The organism is Bradyrhizobium sp. USDA 4461 (assembly GCF_054055655.1).
Genome location: NZ_JBSRXM010000001.1, coordinates 6,705,544 through 6,728,769, shown reverse-complemented (window position 1 = coordinate 6,728,769; position 23,226 = coordinate 6,705,544). Strand labels below are relative to the sequence as shown.

Here is a 23,226-nt window from a genome sequence, read left to right as displayed (position 1 = left end):
ATGGTTGTGCGGCTTATACGTGCTCTCCCCGGCGAGACTTGGCTTTGTTGTCACCGTCTTCACAACGCGCATTTGCGCAATCGGAAAAGACACCTACCGCTAGGGCGTCAGGCCTGCACGATTTCGCCGTCCGCCTCATGCGCGTTCGTCGACTGCGCAATCGGCGTCCACCGCATCTCGACCCGCGTTCGTGACGACCGCGAAGCGCCCCTCGTGTCGGGTGAGACGGCAAATTCATACACTGAACTTCCCTTCGGATAAAGCGAAATATTTTTGCTGCGGGGGCTTGCGCCGTCGGGCAACTCAGATGTATGGGCCGCTCACCGCCGCTTGCGCACGTGGATGTTGATGTCGAGGTCGATCGCGCTGACGCAGGTCTGCTCGGTGCGGTGCGAGCCGCCCTCGTGCCAGCGGCCCTTGCGCAGGCGGATGTCGCTGACATTGGCGAGCCGCAGGCAGCGCCATTGCGGCAGTCTGCCTGAACTCTCGCCGGCGAACTGCCAGGCCAGCACGACCTCTTCGCCGCTCTTGTTGTGGCCGATGATATGCGGGCAGAGCTCGCGCGGCCGGCCGTCATAGACGCAGACCACCTGCTGCTCGGTGCTGACGGCGTTGCGGAACAGGGCGTAGGCGTTGCTGGGCATGCGCTATCGAGCCATCTAGGATTGCTGCGGGGACCTATCATAAACTGGGCCGCCCGCCATTGTTTCCCCGGAACCGCGCAGATGACCCGACGCAATCGCCCGATCAACATGCCCGCGCCGTATCTGCGGCGGGTCTGGCTCGATCCCGCACGCATTCCAGACCGCGAGGCCTATCCGTTCGTGCTGCCGCTGCTGCGCGACGATTTCGAACTCAGTTTCGACAAGCCGATCACCATCATCGTCGGCGAGAACGGCACCGGCAAATCGACGCTGCTCGAGGGCATCGCCGTGATGGCCGGCTACGATGACGCCGGCGGCGGCAAGGGCTACCGCGCGGTCGACCATGGCCGGGCGCTGGAGAAAATGGGTGGCTCGCTTGCGTCGGCGCTGCGTGCAAGCTGGCTGCCCAAGATCACCAACGGCTGGTTCTTCCGCGCCGAGAGCTTCTTCTCGGTCGCACGATATCTGGACGAGGCCGCGATGGACGCCGGAGGCCTTCCGCCCGACTTCCTGTCGCATTCCCACGGCGAGGGCTTCCTGCGCTTCTTTGAGGAGCGCTGCCAGCGGCAGGGCATCTTCATCTTCGACGAGCCGGAATCCGCGCTGTCGCCATCGCGGCAGATCGAGTTCCTCAAGCTGCTGCACCGGATGCACGGCACCCGCCACTGCCAGGTGATCATGGCGACGCATGCGCCGGTGCTGATGGCCTATCCGAACGCGACGCTGCTGCGGCTGAGCAAATATGGCCTCGAGCCGGTGAGCCTGCGGGATACCGATCACTACCGGCTGATGCGCGAGTTCTGCGACGACCCGAAGGGATTCGTCGAGGCGGCGATCGAGGCGTGAAGCCGCCACCGCGGCGGACTTGCCTCCCGGGGAAGCCGCCGGCCGCCAACTTCGCTCTCGTGCAAGCAGCCGGTCCCCGATCTGGTCTAGAACGTCGAGCCATAAACTGCGGCATGCGCCGGGCGGCGGATGGCCGACACATATCGGGAGAGACCAAGGATGAGGCGAACGATCGCGCGGGCTGGCGTCGTGGTGGCGGCATTGGCTGTGTTGGGGGCCGCCTGGGCCCATGGGCCGACCCGCCAGAAGGTGCGCGAATCCATCGAGATCGACGCGCCGCAGGCCAAGGTGTGGGCGGTGATCGGCAATTTCCAGGACATGAGCTGGCTCGCCGGCGTCATCAAGACCGAGGGCGAGAAGGGCAACGAGATCGGCGCCACGCGGCGGTTGACGCTGGGGCCGGGCGCCACCGTCGACGAGGAGCTCTACAAATACGAGCCCGAGATGATGAGCTATTCATACCGGATCACCGCGGTCGACGTGAAGGTGCTGCCGGTCACCAATTATTCCTCGACGCTGACGGTCTCGCCGGCGCCCGAGGGCAAGACAAAGCTGGAATGGGCCGGCGCGTTCTACCGCGGCTTTCCCAACAACGATCCGCCGCCGGAGCTGAGCGACGAGGCGGCGGTGAAGGCGGTCAGCGGGCTCTACAAGGCCGGGCTCGAGGCGCTGAAGAAGAAGATCGAGAGCGGCACCTGAGCGGATGCGAAACTTGCCGTCATTGCGAGGAGCTCGCGACAAAATTGCAAGGCAATTTTGCGCTGAAGCGACGACGCAATCCATTTTTCCTTTCTGCGGAGCTATGGATTGCTTCGCGGAGCCTGTCATCCGGCGGCGCTTCGCGCCGACCGGGTGGCTCGCAATGACGTGGATAAAGTTGTCTACTGTGAGCGCGATCGCGTTGGTGGCGCTGCTCGGCCTGCTCGGCGCCGCGCGCGCCGAGGAGGCCTTCGTCACCAACCAGCTCAGCGACGATCTCACGGTGGTCGATCTCGCGACGTCAAGGCCGGTCGCGACGATCGCGATCGGCGGCAAGCCGGCGGGCGTCGCCGTCAGCAATGACGGCCGCTTCGTCTATGTGACGAGCCCGGATGCCAAGGCGGTCACGGTTGTCGACGCGTCGTCGCGCACGGTGGTCGGCCGGATCGATGTCGGCGGCGGGCCGCTCGGCATCGCGGTCGCCCCCGACGGCGCGACGGTCTATGTCGCCGACTGGTATGCCGCCGCGGTGCGAGTGATCGACGCCAAGGCGCAGCGGGTCACCGCCAGCATGGCGGTCGGCGCGTCGCCGTCCGGGCTCGCGGTGACGCCGGACGGGCTGCTGCTGCTCTCGGCCGACCGCGACGACGACAGCATCTCGATCGTCGATACGTCGACGCGGGAGCGGCGAGGGACCGTGAAGGTCGGCGCACGGCCGTTCGGCGTCACCATCGATGCCGAAGGCAAGCGCGCCTACACCGCCAATGTCGGCTCCAACGACGTCTCCGTGATCGACATCGCCACGGCGCAGGAGATCGGCCGCGTCCATGTCGGCCTGCGCCCCTATGCGGTGGCGCTGGCGCAGGGCCGCGGCTTCGTCACCGACCAGTATGACGGCAAGGTCAGCGTGTTCGACCTCGCGACCTTGCAGCCGGTGAAGCGGATCACGGTCGGCGATTACCCCGAAGGCATCGAGGCCACCGCCGACGGCAAGCGGATCCTGGTCGCCAACTGGGAGAGCAATACGCTCAGCGTCATCGACGCCGCCGAGCTGAAGGTGATTGGCGAGGTCAAGGTCGGCGACGGGCCACGGGCGTTCGGGGCGTTTCTCAGGCGGACGGAGTAGCGGCGGGCTGCAGTGCAAGCGCGGTCTCGGGACGGACGCGTGGCGTCCTGACAAGTGAATTCATCGTCCATTCGAACTTGCGCATGAAAATCAAAGTCAGCATCGGCTCGGTTGGGCTGAGTATGATCAGGCTTTCGGGCAACTGGTCGACGTGCAACAGGTCGCGCAGCATCCGTTCCACGTCTTCGATGTTGTCGTGCGACACCAGCATCATCATGCGCTCGATCGGAATGCGCTGGATCGTCTGAAGCAGTTCCCACAGCATATTCTCGGTTATCTCCCCGGGCCAGTCGAAGACGACGAAATCGGCAAATTTCAATTGGGTCGCGATGACTTGCTTCCAGTCGTCATGTGATCCCGGCTTGGCAATGAGGGGCATGTAGGTCTCAGCGAGCACCCAATTGTCCATTCTGGCACCACCGCCTTCCCAAGCCGTTGCCAGCGTTTCGTCGGTCAAGAGCAGGGTCTGCCCATACGTGCCGCACACCGGCATGACTGCTGCAATGTGGCTTGTCGCGAACGCGCGCGCGTTGCGGCGGAACACCACGATCCGAAAGAACGTGTCGATTTGACGTTTGACGAGCATCCTGATCGCGGCGCTGGCGAGCAACGCACTCCAGCTCGCAACGGTGGTGAAGAGCAGTCCCAGCCAGAAGCCGAACGCCATGTAGGACGCCGCGAAAGCGAGGAATCCGGTCAGAGCATTCACCCAACGCAGCTTGGTTCGATTCCACAGGAGGTAGTTGCTGAACGCTAGATAGCGTGGTGTTCGGTAGACATCGTGATCGACGCGATAGCGCCTGAGCACGGATTTGCGATGGGCGTGAATGAATGCCACGCCAGACGCGAGGAAGAGCAGGCCCAGGCCGACGTATTGCAGGTGGCCCGGGACGGAGAAGCAGAGGATGAAGACCCCGGCGACCATGTTGATGCGGGCGAACCATCGGAGCGGGCGAAAGAACGGGTGATCGAACCTATACTGTTCCATATTGCACCATTGCACTGCGTGCTGCCGGTTGCGCTTCCACGATAAGTCATGTCCAGGAATGCAACTGTGAGTAGATTAACACTGTGTCTTGAAATGACGACGGCACGTGGCGCACTTTGCGAGAAATCTCCCGGATTTCGCGGAGCGGGTCGTCGGCCGCGCGCTCACGCGACCCGTTGGCCGATTAGGATGACGGGCGTATAATGGCCGGCAAATATGAGGAAACAGGGAGGATGCCATGCATCATACCTTGGTGCCCAGTGACAGGGTCGAGCATGTCTGCGTCTTCGGGCGCGATGGCGCCAAGCTCGGTTCGATCGAGCGGCTGATGCTCGACAAGGTGAGCGGCACGGTGGCCTACGCCATCATCAAGACCGGCGGCGTGCTGAGCACGCACCACCACTATCCCGTCAGATGGACCGCGCTGCACTTTGATCCTGCCCGGCAGGCCTTCGAGGCCGAAGTGACGTTTGAGGATTTGCGCACCGGTCCGTGCGAATTCGATGGCGACGAATTCGACTGGGGCGACCGCTCGCGATCGTACACGCACCTGAATTATTGGGCGGTGTAGCGCGCAGGTGAGGGGGTGGTGTTGTAGCCCGCATGAGCGAAGCGACATGCGGGAGCGGTCAGTGTGTCCGACCGACAGTCCTCGGATATCGCTTCGTTCATCCAGGCTATTTACTGTCTGGTCTATGAACCCCGCATATCGCTTCGCTCATGCGGGCTACTTGTTGGGCAAACGTCTGACAGATCGCCGCCCATCGCGGCAATCCGTAGGATGGCCGGCCCGCGCTACTCCGCCGCCTCGCTCGCGCTGCTCTTCCTCGGCTTGCTGTTCGCCTTCTTCAGCACCGGGGCCAGAAACTTACCCGTGTAGCTCCTCGGCGCCTTGACGATGTCTTCCGGCGGGCCCCAGGCAACGATCTCGCCGCCGCCGTCGCCGCCTTCGGGGCCGAGGTCGATGACCCAGTCGGCGGTCTTGATGACTTCGAGATTGTGCTCGATCACGACAACCGTGTTGCCCTGCGCGACCAGCTCGTGCAGCACCTCGAGCAGTTTTGCGACGTCGTGGAAGTGCAGGCCGGTGGTCGGCTCGTCCAGGATGTAGAGCGTGCGGCCGGTGGCGCGCTTCGACAGCTCCTTCGCCAGCTTGACGCGCTGGGCTTCGCCGCCCGACAGCGTGGTGGCCTGCTGGCCGACATGGATGTAGTCGAGGCCGACCCGGTGCAGGGTCTGGAAGGTCTCGCGCACGCGCGGCACCGCCTTAAAGAACTCGGCGGCTTCCTCGACGGTCATGTCGAGCACGTCGGCGATGCTCTTGCCCTTGAACAGCACCTCGAGCGTCTCGCGGTTGTAGCGCTTGCCCTTGCAGGTGTCGCAGGTGACGTAGACGTCGGGCAGGAAGTGCATCTCGATCTTGATGACGCCGTCGCCCTGGCAGGCCTCGCAGCGGCCGCCCTTGACGTTGAAGGAGAACCGCCCGGGCTCGTAGCCGCGCGCCTTGGCCTCGGGGAGACCGGCGAACCATTCGCGGATCGGCGTGAAGGCGCCGGTATAGGTCGCCGGATTCGATCGCGGGGTGCGGCCGATCGGCGACTGGTCGATGTCGATGATCTTGTCGATATGCTCCAAGCCCTCGATGCGATCGTGCGGCGCCGCGCCCTCGCTGGCGTTGTTCAGCTTGCGCGCGATCGACTTGTAGAGCGTGTCGATCAGCAGCGTCGACTTGCCGCCGCCGGAGACCCCAGTGACGCAGGTGAACAGGCCGAGCGGGATCTCGGCCGAAACGTTCTTCAGATTGTTGCCGCGGGCGTTGACGACCTTGATGGTGCGGCGGTGGTTCGGCGGCCGTCGATCCGGCACCGGCACCGACAGCTCGCCGGTGAGGTATTTGCCGGTCAGCGATTTCGGATTGCGCATGATCTGGTCGGGCGTGCCTTCGGCGACGATGTGGCCGCCATGCATGCCGGCGCCGGGGCCGATATCCAGCACATGATCCGCCAGGCGAATGGCGTCCTCGTCATGCTCGACCACGACCACGGTGTTGCCGAGGTCGCGGAGCCTCTTGAGGGTGTCGAGCAGGCGGGCATTGTCGCGCTGGTGCAGGCCGATCGACGGCTCGTCCAGCACGTAGAGCACGCCTGTCAGCCCCGAGCCGATCTGCGAGGCGAGGCGGATGCGCTGGCTCTCGCCGCCGGAGAGCGTGCCGGACGAACGCGACAGCGTCAGATAATTCAGGCCGACGTCGAGCAGGAAGGTCAAGCGCTCGCGGATCTCCTTCAGGATACGCGCGGCGATCTCGTTCTGCTGCGCATTGAGCGCTTCCGGCACCGTCTCGAACCACTCGCCGGCGCGCTTCACCGAGAGCTCGGAGATCTCGCCGATATGCTTGCCGCCGATCTTGACGCACAGCGCCTCCGGCTTCAGCCGGTAGCCGTGGCAGCCTTCGCAGGGCACGTCGGAGAAATACTTGCCGAGCTCCTCGCGCGCCCATTCGCTCTCGGTCTCGCGGTAGCGGCGGTCGATGTTGGTGACGACGCCCTCGAACGGCTTCTTGGTGTCGTAGGAGCGGACGCCGTCCTCATAGGAGAACTTGATCTCGTCGTCGCCGGAGCCGTGCAGCAGCGCGTTCTGGACCTTCTTGGTCAGGTCCTTCCACTTGGTGTCGAGCGTGAACTTGTAGTGCTTGCCGAGTGCGGTCAGGGTCTGGATGTAATAGGGCGACGACGATTTCGCCCACGGCGCGATCGCGCCCTTGCGCAGGGTCAGCTCCTTGTCGGGGATGACCAGGTCCTCGTCGATGTGCTGCTCGACGCCGAGGCCGCCGCAGGCCGGACACGCGCCGTAGGGGTTGTTGAACGAGAACAGGCGCGGCTCGATCTCGGGGATCGTGAAGCCGGAGACCGGGCAGGCGAATTTTTCCGAGAACAGGATGCGCTCGGGGCCGCTCTTGTCGTGGATTTTCGCGGTCTTCTTCTTGTCTTCTTTCTTCTCGTCCTGCGCGGCCGCCGCGGGCGCGTCGGCATATTCGATCACCGCAAGACCCTCGGCGAGCTTCAGTGCGGTCTCAAAACTTTCCGCGAGGCGTTGGGCGAGGTCGGGGCGCACCACGATGCGGTCGACCACGACGTCGATGTCGTGCGGGAATTTCTTGTCGAGGCTAGGGGCTTCCGACAGCTCGTAGAAGGTGCCGTCGATCTTGACACGCTGAAAGCCCTTCTTGAGATATTCGGCGAGCTCCTTCTTGTACTCGCCCTTGCGGCCGCGCACGACCGGCGCCAGCAGATAGAGGCGGGTGCCCTCGGGGAGCGCCAGCACGCGGTCGACCATTTGCGAGACGATCTGGCTCTCGATCGGCAGGCCGGTGGCGGGCGAATAGGGCACGCCGACGCGCGCCCACAACAGGCGCATGTAGTCGTAGATCTCGGTGACGGTGCCGACGGTGGAGCGCGGGTTCTTCGAGGTGGTCTTCTGCTCGATCGAGATCGCCGGCGACAGGCCGTCGATCTGGTCGACATCCGGCTTCTGCATCATCTCCAGGAATTGCCGCGCATAGGCCGACAGCGATTCGACGTAGCGGCGCTGGCCCTCGGCGTAGATGGTGTCGAATGCGAGCGAGGATTTGCCGGAGCCGGACAGGCCGGTGAACACCACCAGCTTGTCGCGCGGAATCTCGACGTCGATGTTCTTCAGATTGTGTTCGCGTGCGCCGCGGATCGTGATGGCGCGCGATGAGGAGCCCGCGTTCTGTTGGCGCTTCGCCTTGAGCACTTCATCCATAGCGACAATTCCGGGCGCATGATCGGGCGCCTTTTGGGCGCGCGTCGCCGGTGATGCCGGGAGCTTGCGCCGATGAGTGTGAAGACTGGAACGTAGGAAGAACGGCCGGCAATTTCCAGTGCTGAATAGCGGCCATCAACGGATAGTTTGCCGGATGGCAGCAGCCGGCAGCAGGATGGGTTCCGAAATGCAAAAAGGCCGGCGCGAGGCCGGCCTTTCGGTGCGATCCGATGCTGGATCCGCCTGGTCCGTTGCCTAAAGCGCGATGAGATTGGATCGAATCGTCATCGCGCCTTAGGTCTTTGTTTGACATGATCTTTCCGGAAAACCGCTTCGCACTTTTCCGGATCATGCTTTAGTACTTGGCGACGATCGGGCCGCCGAAGTGATAGTTCACGCCGAACTGCACGCTGTGCAGGTTGAGGTCGCCGGAGGCAACGCCGAAGTAGGTCTCGCTGCCGAGGCTGCGATACAGGTACTCGCCCTTGATCGACCACTGCGGGGCGATGAACGCCTCGATGCCGGCGCCGACGGTCCAGCCGGAGTGGAAGTTGCTCTGCGAGACGGTGGCGCCGAGCGCGGTGACGCTGATCTCGTTGTCGACCCAGGCATAGCCGCCGGTGCCGTAGAACAGCACCTTGTCGACCGCGAAGCCGAAGCGGCCGCGCACGGTGCCGAGCGCGTCGATCTTGCTCTTCGCGGTGACGCCGAGCGCGCTGACCGACGCATCGACGTCAGCCCAGGCGCCGTCGGCCTCGAGGCCGTACACGATGTTGCCGGCCTGCCAGTTGTAGCCGATGGTGCCGCCGCCGAAGCCGCCTTCCATCTTCGGATTGCCGGAGTTCTCGCTGGCGTAACCGCCGAAGCCACCGATGTAGAAGCCGGTCCAGTTGGTGATCGCGACCGGCGGCGGAGCCTTCACGTAGGGGGCGCGCGCGCCGAGATCGGCGGCCATTGCCGGTGCAATTGCGCTGAGGGCAAACATGCCGGCCGAGGCCAGCAAAACATTCCTGATTTTCAAAGTCCAAATTCCCGTTTTTCTTGCCACATTTTCTTATTGTCCCCTTCAAACATTGAAGGGAGCGTCACAGCAGTGTCGCGTGACGATCACGTGTTTCTACATAGAAATCTCGGAAGTTGTGTATCCGTGAAACCACAATGCACGGAAAACAGCCGCGCCGTGTGCTTGCGCAACGAAAAGGCCGGCGCGAGGCCGGCCTTTATTTTGATGTGAACGCGCGCGTCGCGCGATCAACCGCAGCAGGCTCAGTATTTCGCTGCTACGACCGGGCTTGCGGCGTTGAAATGGTAATTGATGCCGAGCTTGACGGTGTGGAAGGTGTCTTTCCACTCCGAGCGATCGTTGAGCGCGGGCGTGTACTGGATCGGCGCAACCTTGCCGAGATCGATGTAGTTGTACTCGAGCTTGGCCGACCAGTTCGCGGCGAACATGTATTCGACGCCGGCGCCGAGGGTCCAGCCCCAGCGGGTGTCGCTGGCCGAGGCCGAGGGCGGCGCGAGGCCGGCATTGTAGCGATGCAGGATGTCGCCGACCGCAGCGCCGCCGCTGACGAACCACAGCGTGGCGCCGTCGGCGTAACCGAGCCGGCCCTTGATGTCGCCGAAGCTGCGCAGCTCGGTGTAGTAGGTGTCGAGCACGCTTGGCGGTCCGACATTGATCACGTTGGAGCGGCCGGTGATCGAGGCCCAATGGTAGGCGCCCTCGATGCCGAACACGGCAGGGCCGGCCTGGACGTTGTAGCCGATCACGCCGCCAATGAAGCCGCCGCCGGTGGTGTAGCTTTGCGTGCCGATGAACGTCGCATCGTTCGGAGCGCCGAGATAGGTCTCGCTGCTGGTGCCCCAGCCGCCGCCGCCCTGGGCGCCGAGATAGAAGCCGTTCCAGCTGGTCAGGGGCGCGGCAACCGCCGGCTGGGGGGCCTTTGCGGCAAGGTCAGCCGCCGACACGGACGAAACGCTGAGCACGGCGAGGCCGGCTGCACACAGAAGCTGCTTCATGGATCCATCCCGCTTCGATTCGATCATCGCAGGACAGGCTACCATTGCAGGTTGCAGATCGGGCGTAGCGCCCGCGCAACACCGGTAACATTTTGATTTTACTGTATATTTTACGATTTATTAGGATTTAACCATGTCGATTCGGGGGCGGGGCTCAACTCGCAACCGACCCCGGCAAACAGAAAGGCCGGCACAAGGCCGGCCTTTCGTGTCGATCCAATCCGTGTCGCGCAATCAATAGCGCGCAACCACCGGGCCGCCCCACTTGTAGTTCACGCGGACGGTGACGAGGTCGACGTCCTGGCGGTCGCGGATGGTGCTCAACAGCGCTCCACCGGGCGTGGTGAGGTTGTAGTTCTTGTCCTGCATGAACAGGTGGTCGTATTCGACACCAGCGGTCCAGTTCGGCGCGAAGCCGAACTCGATGCCGGCGCCGATGGTGCCGCCCCAGCGGGTGTCGCTGGCGCTGCCGGCGAGCACGCCGGTCGGCGTAACGAAGGTGCTGAAGCGATTGTCGGTCAGCGCCGCACCGCCCTTGGCGTAGAGCAGCACGTTGTTGACGGCGTAGCCGATCTGGCCGGTGAACAGGCCGAACGCGTCGATCTTGGTCTGGTTGGTGAACAGGCCCGGGAAGATCGCGCTGTTGTTGCTGCCCTTCAGGTCAGCCCAGTCGCCCTGCGCTTCGAGGCCGAACACCCAGGCGCCGGCCTGCCAGCGATAGCCGATCTGGCCACCGGCGACGCCGCCGGTTGCGTCATGGCAGCCATCCGATCCGATGAAGATGCCGGCGGGGACCTGGTCCCAGCAATTGTGACTCGAGCCCCAGCCGCCGTTGGCGCCGATGTAGAAGCCGCTCCAGTCATAGACGGCAGCGATCATTGGCGGCGCCTTGGTGTACGGGCGCGCCGCGAGGTCGGCGGCCGCGGCAGGCGCAGCAAACGCAATCAGAGCAACCGTCCCGAGCAAAAACTTCTTCATCGTCAATCTCCCCAGCTCCCCGATCGGCTTCCAAAGGTCCCGAAGCGCGATCCCAGACGCGAGCGCCCGTCCGTTGGTTGATAGCTATACGCCGATTCAACCGGAAAGGCCGTCTCCCAAATGCCACACTCGGGGAAGAAGTGCCGCCGGAATAAGGCGCTGATTTGTTTATTGTTTTTCTGACGTCGCGTCGCCGGCGGGCGGCTGGGAGCGAAGCCGGCTGCCATATCATCGCCACGGACGGCCTCTACGGCTGGTTGTGGCGAACAAAACTGGAACATTCCCGGCCGGGATGCTATATCTGATTATCGTGGATAACCGTGCGACGGCGGAGGGCGCCAAGCCGCCGCCGGCGTATAGGGTCATCCACGACGCCTGCAATGTAAGTGGCGAAGGTTGAGAGTGGCGGCCGATGTCCGGACGCCCGGTTTTTGAGTGGAGATGATGCGATGGCAGGAAGCGTGAACAAGGTGATCCTGGTTGGAAACCTCGGCAAGGATCCGGAGATCCGGCGGACCCAGGACGGTCGTCCGATCGCCAATCTGTCCATCGCCACCTCGGAGACCTGGCGCGACAAGGGCACCGGCGAGCGCAAGGAAAAGACCGAGTGGCACCGCGTCGTGATCTTCAACGAGGGCCTCTGCAAGGTCGCCGAGCAGTACCTGAAGAAGGGCGCCAAGGTGTACATCGAGGGTCAGTTGCAGACCCGCAAATGGACCGACCAGAGCGGCGTCGAGAAGTACTCGACTGAAGTCGTGCTGCAGGGCTTCAACTCCAACCTCACCATGCTCGACGGGCGCGGCGGTGGCGGCAGCAGCTTCTCCGATGATGGCGGCAGCGATTTCGGCTCGTCCGGTCCGGTCAGCTCGGCGCCGCGCCGTGCGGTCGCCGCCGGCGGCAGCCGCAACAGCGACATGGACGACGACATCCCGTTCTGAGCGTGCGCTCGGACACCGCGTCAGCCGCCGTTCCGTGACGATCATTTGCCGGAACGGTGGTTCGATGTGTCGCGACAGTTTCCTCATGTGAATTATGAGGATAACTTTCTAACGGCTTGCAGCGTCTCGCCCAGATGGCGGCGCTCAGAGCCGGTTCCCGCGACTTTGACACAGGTCAATGTGAATGATATTTACATTACCCAGCGGTGAGCGAGGCTTTGCCGCGGATCAATTCGAGGGCCGCCATCATGAGCCTCGCGCCATTGCTCGACGCCGCGCCTGCGATCCCGCTCCATGCCTTTGCCGCCATGGCCGCCTTCGTGCTCGGCTCCATCCAGCTTGCCGCGCCGAAGGGCACGCTGCCGCACCGGACGCTGGGTTGGATCTGGGTGATCCTGATGCTGGTGGTCGCCGGAAGCTCGTTCTGGATCCACCAGATCCGCCTGCTCGGGCCGTGGAGCCCGATCCATCTGCTGTCGATCTTCTCGCTGCTCATGCTGGTGCTCGGCGTCATGGCCGCGCGGCGTCACAACGTCCGCCGCCACAAATACACGATGATTGGCATCTTCTTCGGCACGCTGGTCATTGCCGGGCTGTTCACGTTCATGCCCGGGCGGATCATGCATGCGGTGGTTTTCGGCCAGCGATGGGATGGGCAAATAGCGAATGGGGAGTAGCGAAGAGGGCGTTTTCCACTCGCTATTCGCCATTCGCCACGCGCTTCTCGACCAAGCGGCCGTGGTCCTGCCGACCCACCCGTAAGTCCATGAAAAAACGAACGGAAAAACGGCCTGCGGGAGCCGGGCAAGGGTGGTTTTCGGGCCATCGATACGCTATATGATTCCCCAGTAGAACCGACCGGATTTCCCCTTTGTCCGATAACGACGACCACAAGCCCGGCGAGCCGCCGGGGCCCTCAGATATTCGTCCCGTTTCCATTCTCGACGAGATGAAGAAGTCCTACCTCGATTACGCGATGAGCGTGATCGTGTCGCGTGCGCTGCCCGATGCGCGCGACGGGCTCAAGCCGGTGCACCGGCGCATCCTCTACTCGATGCATGAGCAGGGACACACCCCGGACAAGAAATACGTCAAGTCCGCGCGCGTGGTCGGCGACGTGATCGGTAAATATCACCCGCACGGCGACCAGTCGATTTACGACGCGATGGTCCGCATGGCGCAGGATTTCTCCCTGCGCGTGCCGCTGATCGACGGCCAGGGCAACTTCGGTTCGATCGACGGCGATCCGCCGGCCGCCTATCGATATACCGAAGCGCGGCTGACGCGCGCGGCACTGGCCGTCCTTGCCGACATCGACATGGAGACCGTCGATTTCCAGCCGAACTACGACAATTCGGAGCAGGAGCCGTCGGTTCTGCCGGCCCGCTTTCCGAACCTTCTGGTCAACGGCGCCGGCGGCATTGCCGTCGGCATGGCGACCAACATCCCGCCGCACAATCTCGGCGAGGTGGTCGACGCCTGCGTCGCGCTGATCGACAATCCGGCGCTCACGATCGACGAGTTGATCGACATCATTCCCGGACCTGATTTCCCGACCGGTGGCGTCATCCTGGGCCGCCAGGGCATCCGCTCGGCCTACCATCTCGGCCGCGGCTCGATCGTGATGCGCGGCAAGGTGACGATCGACACCATCCGCAAGGACCGCGAAGCGATCATCATCTCCGAAATTCCCTATCAGGTGAACAAGGCGACGATGGTCGAGCGCATTGCCGACCTCGTGAAAGAGAAGAAGATCGAGGGCATCGGCGACCTGCGCGACGAGTCCGACCGCGACGGCTATCGCGTCGTGATCGAGCTGAAGCGCGAAGCGGTGCCCGATGTGGTGCTCAACCAGCTCTACCGTTTCACGCCGCTGCAGACCAATTTCCCCGCCAACATGCTGGCGCTGGATTCCGGCCGTCCGCAGACCATGAATCTGAAGGACCTGCTCAACATCTTCGTCGCGTTCCGCGAGCAGGTGGTGACAAGGCGGACCAAGTTCCTGCTCGGCAAGGCCCGCGACCGCGCCCACATCCTGGTCGGCCTTGCGATCGCGGTCGCAAACATCGACGAGATCATCCGCGTCATCCGGACCTCGCCCGATCCGAACACCGCGCGCGAGGCCCTGATGTCGCGCGACTGGCCGGCGCGCGACGTCGAGGCGATGATCACGCTGATCGACGATCCCCGCCATCGCATCAACGAGGACGGCACGCTGCGGCTGTCGATGGAGCAGGCGAGGGCGATCCTCGACCTCCGGCTGCAACGCTTGACCGCGCTCGGGCGCGACGAGATTTCCGAAGAGCTCGACAAGCTCGCGGCCGAGATCGCCGACTATCTCGACATCCTCCGGTCGCGTGCCCGCGTGCAGGACATCGTCAAGACCGAACTCGCCGAGGTGAAGCAGCAGTTCGCCACGGCGCGCAAGACCGAGATCATCGAGCAGGAAGGCGAGGTCGAGGACGAGGACCTGATCCAGCGCGAGGACATGGTCGTCACCGTGTCGCATGCCGGCTACGTCAAGCGCGTGCCGCTGTCGACCTACCGGGCGCAACGCCGCGGCGGCAAGGGCCGCGCCGGCATGCAGACCCGCGACGAGGATTTCGTCTCGCGGCTGTTCGTGGCCTCCACGCACACGCCGGTGCTGTTCTTCTCGTCGCGCGGCCAGGTCTACAAGGAGAAGGTCTGGCGGCTGCCGATGGCCGCTCCGAACGCGCGCGGCAAGGCGCTGATCAACATCCTGCCGCTGGAGCAGGGCGAGCGCATCACCACGATCATGCCGCTGCCGGAGGATGAATCCTCCTGGGGCAATCTCGACGTGATGTTCGCGACGACAGGCGGCACCGTCCGCCGCAACAAGCTGTCCGACTTCGTCGACGTCCGCCGCTCCGGCATCATCGCCATGAAGCTCGGGGAGGGCGAGGCGATCGTCGACGTGCAGATCTGCACCGAGCATGACGACGTGCTGCTGACCGCCGCCGGCGGGCAGTGCATCCGCTTCCCGGTCACCGATGTGCGCGTCTTCACCGGCCGCACCTCGATGGGCGTCCGCGGCATTGCGCTGGCCGAGGCCGACAGGCTGATCTCGCTGGCGATCCTGCGCCATGTCGAGACCACCTCGGACGAGCGCTCGGCCTACTTGAAGATGCGCCGCGCGGTGGCCGGCGAGGCCGCGACCGAGGAGCCGGTCGAGGCCGAGGGCGAGGAGACCGCGAATGCGATCCAGCTGTCGCAGGAGCGCTATGCCGAGCTGTCGGCCGCCGAGCAGGTGGTGCTGACCGTCTCGGTCAACGGCTACGGCAAGCGGACCTCGTCCTACGAGTACCGCACCACCGGCCGCGGCGGCAAAGGCATCGTCGCGATGAGCGTCAACAACCGCAACGGCAACCTCGTGGCGTCGTTCCCGGTCGAGGATGCCGACCAGATCATGCTGGTCACCGACAAGGGACAGCTGATCCGCTGCCCGGTGGCCGACATCCGCGTCGCCGGCCGCTCGACCCAGGGCGTGATCGTGTTCGACACCGCCGAGGACGAGCACGTGGTCTCGGTCGAGCACATTCCGGAAGAGGAAAACGGCGAGAACGGCAACGGCGGCTAAGGCCGCCGGGGCCGATCTCGTAGCCCGGATGGAGCGAAGCGAAATCCGGGGGTCTGTCGACGCAGCACGCTGGTCCCGGATTGCGCTGCGCTTCATCCGGGCTACGCGGACGATGAGATCAGATCTCGATCTCGGTGCCGAACTCCACGACCTGGCCGGTGGGTACGCCGAAGAACGCCGCCGACCGCTCGGCGTTGCGTTGCAGGAAGGCGAACAGCGATTCCCGCCACACCCACATGCCCGGAATGTCCTCGCGCGGGATGATAGTCTCGCGGCCGATGTAGTAGGTCACGTCGGAGAGATCGATGCCGGGCAGCTTGGCCTGCCGGCAGGCGGTCTTCAGCCCCTCATAGATCGTCGGATACTGCATGAAGCCATAATGCAGGATGATGCGCGTGATGCCCGGGCTGATCTCGATCACGTCGGCGCGGTCCTCGTCGGGAATCCGCGGCCGCTCCTCGATCTGCACGGTGACCAGCAGCACGCGCTGATGCAGCACGTGATTGTGCTTGACGAACTGGGTCAGCGCCAGCGGCACCCCGTTGGGGGCCGAAGCCAGGAACACGGCGGTGCCGGGCAGGCGGGCGCTGCATTTGTTGACCGCGGTCTCGATCAGATCCTCTTCCGGCTGACGCAGCTTGCTGCGCGCCTTCTCGACCAGCTTCACGCCGCTGCGCCAGGTCATCATCAGGAACGCGACCGCGCCGGCGAGCAGCAGCGGGAACCAGCCGCCTTCGAACAGTTTCTCGGTGTTCGCCGCAAAGAAGATCAAGTCGATGATGAAGAAGAAGCCGTTCACCGCGATCACCAGGATCGGCGAATAGCCCCACTGGATCGCGACCAGGGCGGCGAGCAGCGTGGTGATCGCCATCAACAGCGACACCGCGATGCCGTAGGCGCCGGCGAGCGCGTCTGAGGTGCCGAATGCCAGCACCGCGCCGAGCGTGCCGGCCGCGAGCAGCCAGTTCACCAGCGGCACGTAGATCTGTCCGATCGCATCGCTGGTGGTGTGGCGGATATGCATGCGCGGCAGGAAGCCGAGCTGGATCGATTGCTGGGTCAGCGAGAACACGCCGGAGATGATCGCCTGCGAGGCGATCACGGTGGCGAGCGTCGCGAGCAGCACCAGCGGATAGTGCGCCCAGTCGGGGGCGAGCTGGAAGAACGGGTTGTCGATCGAGTTCGGGTCGTTGATCAGCTCGCCGGCCTGGCCGAAATAGTTGAGCACCAAAGCGGGCAGGCAGACCGCGAACCAGGCGAGCCGGATCGGAAAGCGGCCGAAATGCCCCATGTCGGCGTACATTGCCTCGCCGCCGGTGACTGCGAGGAAGGCGGCGCCGAGGATGGCGAAGCTGACGTGAAAATCCTGATGGATCAGGAAATCGAATGCATAGTACGGGCTGACTGCGACCAGCACGCCGGGCGCCTTGACGATGCCGTGGATGCCGAGCGCCGCCAGCACGGCGAACCAGAACAGCATCACCGGGCCGAAGATCTTGCCGATGAAGCCCGTGCCCTGCTTTTGCATGATGAACAGGCCGATCAGGATGACGACGGTGAGCGGCACCACCGCAGGCGCCAGCGAGGGCGCGTCGACCTTGAGGCCTTCGATCGCCGACAGCACGGAGATGGCCGGCGTGATCGCGCCATCACCATAGAGCAGGGCGGCGCCGATCAGTCCGACGACCAAAAGATGGGCCCGCCAGGTGCCGGGCGCCGCGTTGCGGGCCGAGAGCAGCGCCAGCAGCGCGACAATGCCGCCTTCGCCGCGGTTGTCCGCGCGCAGGATCAGCATCGCATACTTCACCGAGATGATCAGGATCAGCGCCCACAGGATCAGCGACACCACGCCGAGCACCGCACTCGAGGTCAGCGGCCCGCCATGGGCGGCAGCCTTGGCAGCTTCCTTCAGGGCGTAGAGGGGGCTGGTGCCGATGTCGCCATAGACGACACCCAACGCACCGAGCGTGACCGCAACCGGGATCGGACTGGTTGGAGGGTGGCCGGAAGAGACGATGGCGGGCGTACTGGTCACGGCGATCCCCCGATGGCTTGCGCCCGCCGGATCATCCAACCGGGCGCCTTAAACGATAGTCTGCGACGAGACGTCGCAAATTACCATTGGGTTCTGCGTGACGGCCTTGACCTTACGTCAGGCTGACGGCTGGTGTGCCGCTCCGATCGCGCCGGGGCGGCAACTCTCCGAGGTACGACCTCGTCGCATTTCCTTCACGCGAACCGGTGTCGACCTCGCCGGTAAATTTATTCTACGGGGTGCGGTCGGCGGTGACGAGGCGGGCTTCGCGGACCACCGTCTTGTTGCCGGCGCTGCGCAGGCAGGAGGCTTCGAAATTCGGCCAGGCCTGCTGCGAGCAATCCTTGCCGACCGGATGAATGTCGAGACGGTCAGCCTTGGCCAGCGGCTGCGGGGTGGAGGCTTCGACCTGCGGCGCAAAGCCCGGCAGCACGGTGAGCGCGGCGGCAATGAACGCGGCAACGGCGATAGCGGAAAGTGCCTTGATCATGACGGTCCCCATGTGATCGGGCCCCCGGGGCCCGTCGTTTCGTTGTCCAATGTCTACCGGCCGCAAGTTTCCTGGTGTCTTCGCCACCCCGGGAAATGGTTTCGTCGCCGGCCGGTTTTGTTTCATCCGCCAGTGGCCGACGAAACATTCACCCTCGTAGACGCTGGCATCCCAGAACTCGTTCACTGGACGAGGCGGAATTTATTTCGCGCGGCCGAGGGAACCGGGGCGGCTTGCCGGGGAGGGCCGGGCGGGTTAGGAGGGACCATGTCCCGTATCGCGCTCTATCCAGGCTCCTTCGATCCCGTCACCAACGGCCATCTGGACGTGGTCCGGCAGGCCGTAAGCCTGTGCGACCGCCTGGTGGTCGCCGTTGCCATCCACGCCGGCAAAAAGCCGCTGTTCTCGACCGAGGAGCGGCTGGAGATGCTGCGCGAGGTGTGCGGCCCGATCGCCCAGCAGGCCGGCTGCGCCTTCGATTGCACCACCTATGACAATCTGACGGTGACCGCGGCACGCAAGCTCGGCGCGACCATCATGATTCGCGGCCTGCGCGACGGCACCGATCTCGACTACGAGATGCAGCTCGCCGGCATGAACGAGGCGATGGCGCCCGAGGTGCATACCGTATTCGTTCCGGCATCCGTCGCGGTCCGCCCGATCACGGCCACACTGGTGCGCCAAATCGCCCAGATGGGCGGCGACTTCTCTGCATTCGTGCCGTCATCAGTCGCCGCTAGCCTGAAGGCCAAGTTCGCCAGTTGAGACCGGCGGGGCCTGCCACATCCCGAACGCTAAAGAGATCCGGAGTTTCCATGATCCGCATTCTTGCATTTGTTGCCGCGCTGCTTTGCGTCGTGCCCGCGGTCGCGCAGCCGCTGCCCGCCGGCCTCGACAAGGCCAATGCGATCGTGATCGACTCGACCAAGGGCCGCATCGTCATCAAGCTGCGCACCGACATCGCGCCCCAGCATGCCGAGCGCATCAAGCAGCTGGCGCGCGAGGGCTTCTACAACAACGTGCCGTTCCATCGCGTGATGGACGGCTTCATGGCGCAGACCGGTGACGGCCAGAACTTCAACGGCACCGGCGGCTCGAAATATCCGAACCTGAAGCAGGAGTTCTCGCAGGTGCCGTTCAAGCGCGGCATCGTCGGCATGGCTCGGCGCGGCGACAGCGTCGACAGCGCAAATTCGCAGTTCTTCATCATGTTCGCCGACGGGCCGAGCCTCAACGGCCAGTACACCGTGATCGGCGAGGTGGTGTCGGGCATGGACGTGGTCGACAAGCTGAAGAAGGCATCGGCCGGCTCGCCCGGCGGCGCCGTCACCGATCCCGACAAGATGGTGAAGGTGCAGGTCGCATCCGACATCAAATGATCCGGATGGCGGGGCCCAGCAAACCGCTTGCCTGGTTCGCCGCGCCGCTGATCTGCCTTGCGCTGGCGACGCCAGTGCGGGCCGAACCGGAGCAACTCAATACGATCAGGGATGTCGTCCTTGCCATCCATCGCTGCTGGCGGCCGCCGCCGGCGGACAAGGCCGGCCCGATCGACATCACCGTCATCGTCAGCTTCAACCGCGAGGGCGCGATCCTCGGGCATCCGAGGATCAGCTATGAATCGCAGGAGGCGACCGACAATGACCGGATCGCATACCGGGTCGCGGTGATGGAGACGTTGCAACGCTGCACGCCGATGCCATTTACCGAGAGCCTGGGCGGCGCAGTGGCTGGCCGCCCATTCGCGATCCCGTTCAGGAACAAGAAATATCCACCCCGAAGCCAGGAGAAGCGAGCATGGCTGCTACCGAAAATACTCTGATCCTCGAAACTACCCAGGGCCCGGTCACGATCGAGATGCGCCCGGATCTCGCGCCCGGCCATGTCGCGCGGATCAAGGAGCTGGTGCGCGAAGGCTTCTACGACGGCATCGTGTTCCACCGGGTGATCGACGGCTTCATGGCGCAGACCGGCTGCCCTCAGGGCACCGGCATGGGCGGAAGCGGCAAGAAGCTGAAGGCCGAGTTCAACAAGGAGCCGCATGTCCGCGGCACCGCCTCGATGGCGCGCGCCGCCAACCCGGATTCCGGCGACAGCCAGTTCTTCATCTGCTTCGACGATGCCTCCTTCCTCAACGGCCAGTACACGGTCTGGGGCAAGGTCACCGAGGGCATGGAGAATGTCGACAAGATCAAGCGCGGCGAGCCGGTGCAGAACCCGGACAAGATCGTCAAGGCGCGCATGGCTGCCGACGCGTAACTGGCACCGTCATTCCGGGGCATGCGAAGCATGAACCCGGAATCTCGCGCCACAATCTCGAGGTTCCACAATGCGCAATTGCGCATTGGGGTTCGATGCTCGCGCATCGCCCCGGAACGACGTGGCTGGGCATCTATGCGCACCGATCTTTTCGACTTCGAACTGCCGCCCGAAAGCATCGCGCTTCGGCCCGCCAGCCCGCGCGATTCCGCGCGGATGCTGGTCGTGCATCCGGACGGCGCGCTGCGCGACGCCACCATTGCCGACCTGCCGCATTGGCTGGAGCCGGGCGATCAGATCGTCGTCAACGATACCAAGGTTATCGCAGCCCAGCTCAAGGGCCGCCGCATCGGCCGTGAGACCGAGCCGAAGATCGAGGCGACCCTGATCAAGCGGCTCGACGGCTCGCGCTGGCAGGCGCTGGTCAAGCCGGCGAAGAAGCTCAGCCCCGGCGACAGCATCCGCTTCGGCAACGAGGGCAAGGTCTGCCTGCTCGGCAATCTCGATGCAGAGGTCGAGGCCAAGGGGCAGGAGGGCGAGGTGACGCTGTCATTCTCGTTCCACGGTCCGGTGCTCGACCAGGCGATCGCAGAAGTCGGGATCACGCCGCTGCCGCCCTACATCGCCTCCAAGCGGACGCCTGACGACCAGGACGTCAGCGACTACCAGACCATGTTCGCTTCGAACGAAGGCGCGGTCGCCGCGCCGACGGCCGGGCTGCATTTCACGCCGGCGCTCGAGGCAGCACTGCGCAGCCGCGGCGTCGAACTGCATCGGCTGACGCTGCATGTCGGGGCAGGGACGTTTCTGCCGGTCAAGGCCGAGGAGACCTCCGAGCACAAGATGCACGCCGAGTGGGGCTGCATCACCGCGGAGACCGCTTCCGCCTTGAATGCCGCGCGCGCAAAAGGCGGCCGGATCGTCGCGATCGGCACCACGTCGCTGCGGCTGCTTGAAAGCGCCACGACGCCTGACGGCATCGTGCAGCCGTTCGCGGCGGAAACCTCGATCTTCATCACGCCTGGCTATCGTTTCCGCGCGGTCGATATCCTGATGACGAACTTCCATCTGCCGCGCTCGACGCTGTTCATGCTGGTCTCGGCCTTCTCCGGCCTCGATACCATGCAGAGCGCCTACGCGCATGCGATCAGGGATGGCTACCGGTTCTATTCCTACGGTGACGCGTGCCTGCTGTTTCGCGGGAAATCAGACCAATAAGCAAGATGGGCATCGTCTGCCCATCACTGCAGTGGTGTCCTGGAGCGGAAGAGCCAGACCGATGGCTCAGTCTTTTCGGCGGCTCAGGTAAAATTGAACATGCTCGCATCGAGCTGCGCGGGAGCGACGCCGATCAGCCAGGCCGCATTGCCGGCCGCGTCGGTGATGATGGTCGTGTTGATGCCCGCCGAGTAGAACGAGGCGGCCTGGACATCCGCGAATGAGTGCAGCGACGTGCCGGCAAAATCCAGCAGGTCTTTGACGCCACCCGTATTGAAGTCCTCGATCACCATGGTCTCGGGTGCCGCATCGGTGATCATGAACGTATCCGAGCCGCCGCTGCCCCAGACATAGTCGACACCGCCGCCACCGTTGATGACGTCGTTGCCAAAGCCCATCAAAAATACGTCGACACCGCTTCCGCCGGTGACCGTATCTCCGGCGTTGGAGCCGTAGACATAGTTCTGGCCCGATCCGCCGTAGATCACGTTGCCTTCGGTCTCGCCCGAGGAGATGAAGATGTTCAGGCCCGATCCGCCATACATGGTATCGACGCCGGCCCCGCCATAGAAGTAGTTGGTACCTTGTCCGCCGTAGAGATAATCCGCGCCGTCGCCGCCGAACATGACGTTGACGTCGCTAGCGCCAGTGCCTCCCGAGCCGACTAGAATGTCGTTGCCCGCTCCGCCAAACAGATAGTTGAAGCCGGCGCCGCCATAGATGGAATCGTTGCCGTCTTCGCCGAGCAGGACATCGAGGCCGGCTCCGCCGACCAGCAGATCGTTGCCCGCGCCGGCGTAGATGTAGTTGTTGCCATTGCCGCTGTAGCCGGTGTCGTTGCCGTTGCCCAGCACGAGCACGTCGTTACCCACGCCGCCGCTGACCAGATCGTTGCCATCGCCGCCGTAGAGCAGGTTGTTTCCCGTGCCGCCGTCGACGATGTCGTCGCCGCCGCCGCCGTCCATGGTGTCGTTGCCGGCTCCGCCCGAGAGAGTGTCGCCCAGGGTAGAACCGGAAATGTTGTCATCGCCCGAGAAAAACAGAGTTAGCAGCGCGTCGTTTGGAATATGAACGGTCGTCGCGTATGGCTCCGCTTGCGTCGGGCTGATAGTGTACCAAGAGCTGAAGTCGACCGCGACTGATGTATTCGATATATTAAAATCTACCGCACCGTTGTGCGATGTCTGCATCGATGTGACAGTGCCAGATGCTGCAGCAAAGTAGATGCCATCATTGTTAACATCCGTGTAGGTGAAGCCGCTTCCGGACACAAAAGCTGCGTATTGAGTACCCACGTTCGCCCAAACGAATCCTGCACCAGTTCGGCTCGAAAAACCCGCAATATAGTCGTTCTGGTTCGCGGGTACGAAGACGGAGAACAGGGTCGCAAAGTTGATGGCTTGGTTGGCGGCGGTAAATGTCGTCATGCTGAGAGCCCCGATGCAATGCTCATTTGGAAAAAGGCATAAGCCGTGTCCCTTCGCCCTCTAATTGCATTTTAATGTCGAGCGTGCAATTCTCAACCAGCGCACGAAAATTGGTCCGCTTGCTCTCACACTGTTTAAACGGGTTGGGTCTGCGAAGGCAGTGCGTGCGCGAGCTATA

The 23,226-nt window shown here is 63.9% G+C and carries 21 protein-coding genes and 1 pseudogene; 13 read left to right on the top strand and 9 right to left on the bottom strand.

The window, feature by feature from the left end:
* Positions 1-320: 320 nt before the first annotated feature.
* Entirely contained in the window at positions 321-644 is a 324-nt protein-coding gene (locus ACVINW_RS31710; protein WP_456754903.1) for a hypothetical protein, read from the bottom strand.
* 189 nt (positions 645-833) lie between these two features.
* On the opposite strand from ACVINW_RS31710, the pseudogene ACVINW_RS31705 reads away from it, so the two are divergent.
* From ACVINW_RS31705 to ACVINW_RS31690, 4 genes and pseudogenes are all read left to right on the top strand, one after another.
* A pseudogene (locus tag ACVINW_RS31705) lies at positions 834-944 on the top strand (AAA family ATPase); the annotation flags it as partial.
* Complete coding sequence (locus ACVINW_RS31700; RefSeq protein WP_456756546.1) at positions 936-1,490, top strand: AAA family ATPase; 555 nt, start codon at positions 936-938, stop codon at positions 1,488-1,490. The pseudogene ACVINW_RS31705 and the gene ACVINW_RS31700, both read left to right, overlap by 9 nt.
* Positions 1,491-1,649: 159 nt before the next feature.
* Positions 1,650-2,189 carry an SRPBCC family protein gene (locus ACVINW_RS31695; RefSeq protein WP_456754902.1) on the top strand — a complete coding sequence of 180 codons (540 nt, stop codon included), beginning with the start codon at positions 1,650-1,652 and terminating at the stop codon, positions 2,187-2,189.
* Between the two features lie 163 nt (positions 2,190-2,352).
* Positions 2,353-3,315, top strand: a complete 963-nt coding sequence (locus ACVINW_RS31690) for a YVTN family beta-propeller repeat protein (protein WP_456754901.1) — start codon at positions 2,353-2,355, stop codon at positions 3,313-3,315.
* On the opposite strand, the gene ACVINW_RS31685 is transcribed toward ACVINW_RS31690, so the two are convergent.
* Complete coding sequence (locus ACVINW_RS31685) at positions 3,299-4,303, bottom strand: hypothetical protein (RefSeq protein ID WP_456754900.1); 1,005 nt, start codon at positions 4,301-4,303, stop codon at positions 3,299-3,301. The two genes, ACVINW_RS31690 and ACVINW_RS31685, sit on opposite strands and share 17 nt — an antisense overlap.
* A gap of 238 nt (positions 4,304-4,541) precedes the next feature.
* Between ACVINW_RS31685 and ACVINW_RS31680 the strand changes: the two genes are divergently transcribed.
* On the top strand, positions 4,542-4,874 hold the full coding sequence (locus tag ACVINW_RS31680) for a PRC-barrel domain-containing protein (protein ID WP_456754899.1): 333 nt from the start codon (positions 4,542-4,544) through the stop codon (positions 4,872-4,874).
* 224 nt (positions 4,875-5,098) lie between these two features.
* On the opposite strand, the gene uvrA is transcribed toward ACVINW_RS31680, so the two are convergent.
* The 4 genes from uvrA to ACVINW_RS31660 form a co-directional block, all read right to left on the bottom strand.
* A complete protein-coding gene (gene uvrA / locus ACVINW_RS31675; protein WP_456754898.1) occupies positions 5,099-8,086 on the bottom strand; it encodes an excinuclease ABC subunit UvrA in 2,988 nt (995 codons plus the stop codon).
* A 355-nt stretch (positions 8,087-8,441) separates the two neighbouring features.
* Entirely contained in the window at positions 8,442-9,101 is a 660-nt protein-coding gene (locus tag ACVINW_RS31670) for an outer membrane protein (protein WP_456756545.1), read from the bottom strand.
* 251 nt (positions 9,102-9,352) lie between these two features.
* Positions 9,353-10,105 (bottom strand): outer membrane protein, encoded by a 753-nt coding sequence (locus ACVINW_RS31665; protein WP_456754897.1) that lies wholly within the window; start codon positions 10,103-10,105, stop codon positions 9,353-9,355.
* A 234-nt stretch (positions 10,106-10,339) separates the two neighbouring features.
* Complete coding sequence (locus ACVINW_RS31660) at positions 10,340-11,083, bottom strand: outer membrane protein (protein ID WP_456754896.1); 744 nt, start codon at positions 11,081-11,083, stop codon at positions 10,340-10,342.
* 449 nt (positions 11,084-11,532) lie between these two features.
* Here ACVINW_RS31660 and ACVINW_RS31655 point away from each other — a divergent pair, with 449 nt between their 5' ends.
* The 3 genes from ACVINW_RS31655 (at position 11,533) to gyrA (ending at position 15,619) form a co-directional block, all read left to right on the top strand.
* The gene (locus tag ACVINW_RS31655; protein WP_456754895.1) at positions 11,533-12,021 is read left to right on the top strand and encodes a single-stranded DNA-binding protein; all 489 of its coding nucleotides are present in this window, start codon (positions 11,533-11,535) and stop codon (positions 12,019-12,021) included.
* A gap of 248 nt (positions 12,022-12,269) precedes the next feature.
* Positions 12,270-12,698 (top strand): DUF2306 domain-containing protein, encoded by a 429-nt coding sequence (locus tag ACVINW_RS31650; RefSeq protein WP_456754894.1) that lies wholly within the window; start codon positions 12,270-12,272, stop codon positions 12,696-12,698.
* Between the two features lie 194 nt (positions 12,699-12,892).
* Positions 12,893-15,619 carry a DNA gyrase subunit A gene (gene gyrA / locus ACVINW_RS31645; protein WP_456754893.1) on the top strand — a complete coding sequence of 909 codons (2,727 nt, stop codon included), beginning with the start codon at positions 12,893-12,895 and terminating at the stop codon, positions 15,617-15,619.
* 118 nt (positions 15,620-15,737) lie between these two features.
* Here gyrA and ACVINW_RS31640 read toward each other — a convergent pair whose 3' ends face one another.
* Together ACVINW_RS31640 and ACVINW_RS31635 are read right to left on the bottom strand one after the other, a co-directional pair.
* Complete coding sequence (locus tag ACVINW_RS31640) at positions 15,738-17,636, bottom strand: potassium transporter Kup (RefSeq protein WP_456756544.1); 1,899 nt, start codon at positions 17,634-17,636, stop codon at positions 15,738-15,740.
* 250 nt (positions 17,637-17,886) lie between these two features.
* Positions 17,887-18,144 carry a hypothetical protein gene (locus ACVINW_RS31635; protein WP_050630591.1) on the bottom strand — a complete coding sequence of 86 codons (258 nt, stop codon included), beginning with the start codon at positions 18,142-18,144 and terminating at the stop codon, positions 17,887-17,889.
* Between the two features lie 267 nt (positions 18,145-18,411).
* Here ACVINW_RS31635 and coaD point away from each other — a divergent pair, with 267 nt between their 5' ends.
* From coaD to queA, 5 genes are all read left to right on the top strand, one after another.
* The gene (coaD, locus tag ACVINW_RS31630) at positions 18,412-18,909 is read left to right on the top strand and encodes a pantetheine-phosphate adenylyltransferase (RefSeq protein ID WP_456754892.1); all 498 of its coding nucleotides are present in this window, start codon (positions 18,412-18,414) and stop codon (positions 18,907-18,909) included.
* Between the two features lie 50 nt (positions 18,910-18,959).
* A complete protein-coding gene (locus ACVINW_RS31625) occupies positions 18,960-19,523 on the top strand; it encodes a peptidylprolyl isomerase (protein ID WP_212013932.1) in 564 nt (187 codons plus the stop codon).
* 5 nt (positions 19,524-19,528) lie between these two features.
* The gene (locus ACVINW_RS31620) at positions 19,529-19,966 is read left to right on the top strand and encodes a hypothetical protein (RefSeq protein ID WP_456754891.1); all 438 of its coding nucleotides are present in this window, start codon (positions 19,529-19,531) and stop codon (positions 19,964-19,966) included.
* A complete protein-coding gene (locus tag ACVINW_RS31615) occupies positions 19,942-20,403 on the top strand; it encodes a peptidylprolyl isomerase (protein WP_456754890.1) in 462 nt (153 codons plus the stop codon). Before ACVINW_RS31620 ends, ACVINW_RS31615 begins: the two co-directional genes overlap by 25 nt.
* Before the next feature lie 135 nt (positions 20,404-20,538).
* Positions 20,539-21,621 (top strand): tRNA preQ1(34) S-adenosylmethionine ribosyltransferase-isomerase QueA, encoded by a 1,083-nt coding sequence (gene queA, locus ACVINW_RS31610; protein ID WP_456754889.1) that lies wholly within the window; start codon positions 20,539-20,541, stop codon positions 21,619-21,621.
* A gap of 83 nt (positions 21,622-21,704) precedes the next feature.
* Here the strand turns inward: queA and ACVINW_RS31605 are convergent, their stop codons facing one another.
* The gene (locus ACVINW_RS31605; RefSeq protein WP_456754888.1) at positions 21,705-23,048 is read right to left on the bottom strand and encodes a calcium-binding protein; all 1,344 of its coding nucleotides are present in this window, start codon (positions 23,046-23,048) and stop codon (positions 21,705-21,707) included.
* Positions 23,049-23,226 lie beyond the last annotated feature (178 nt).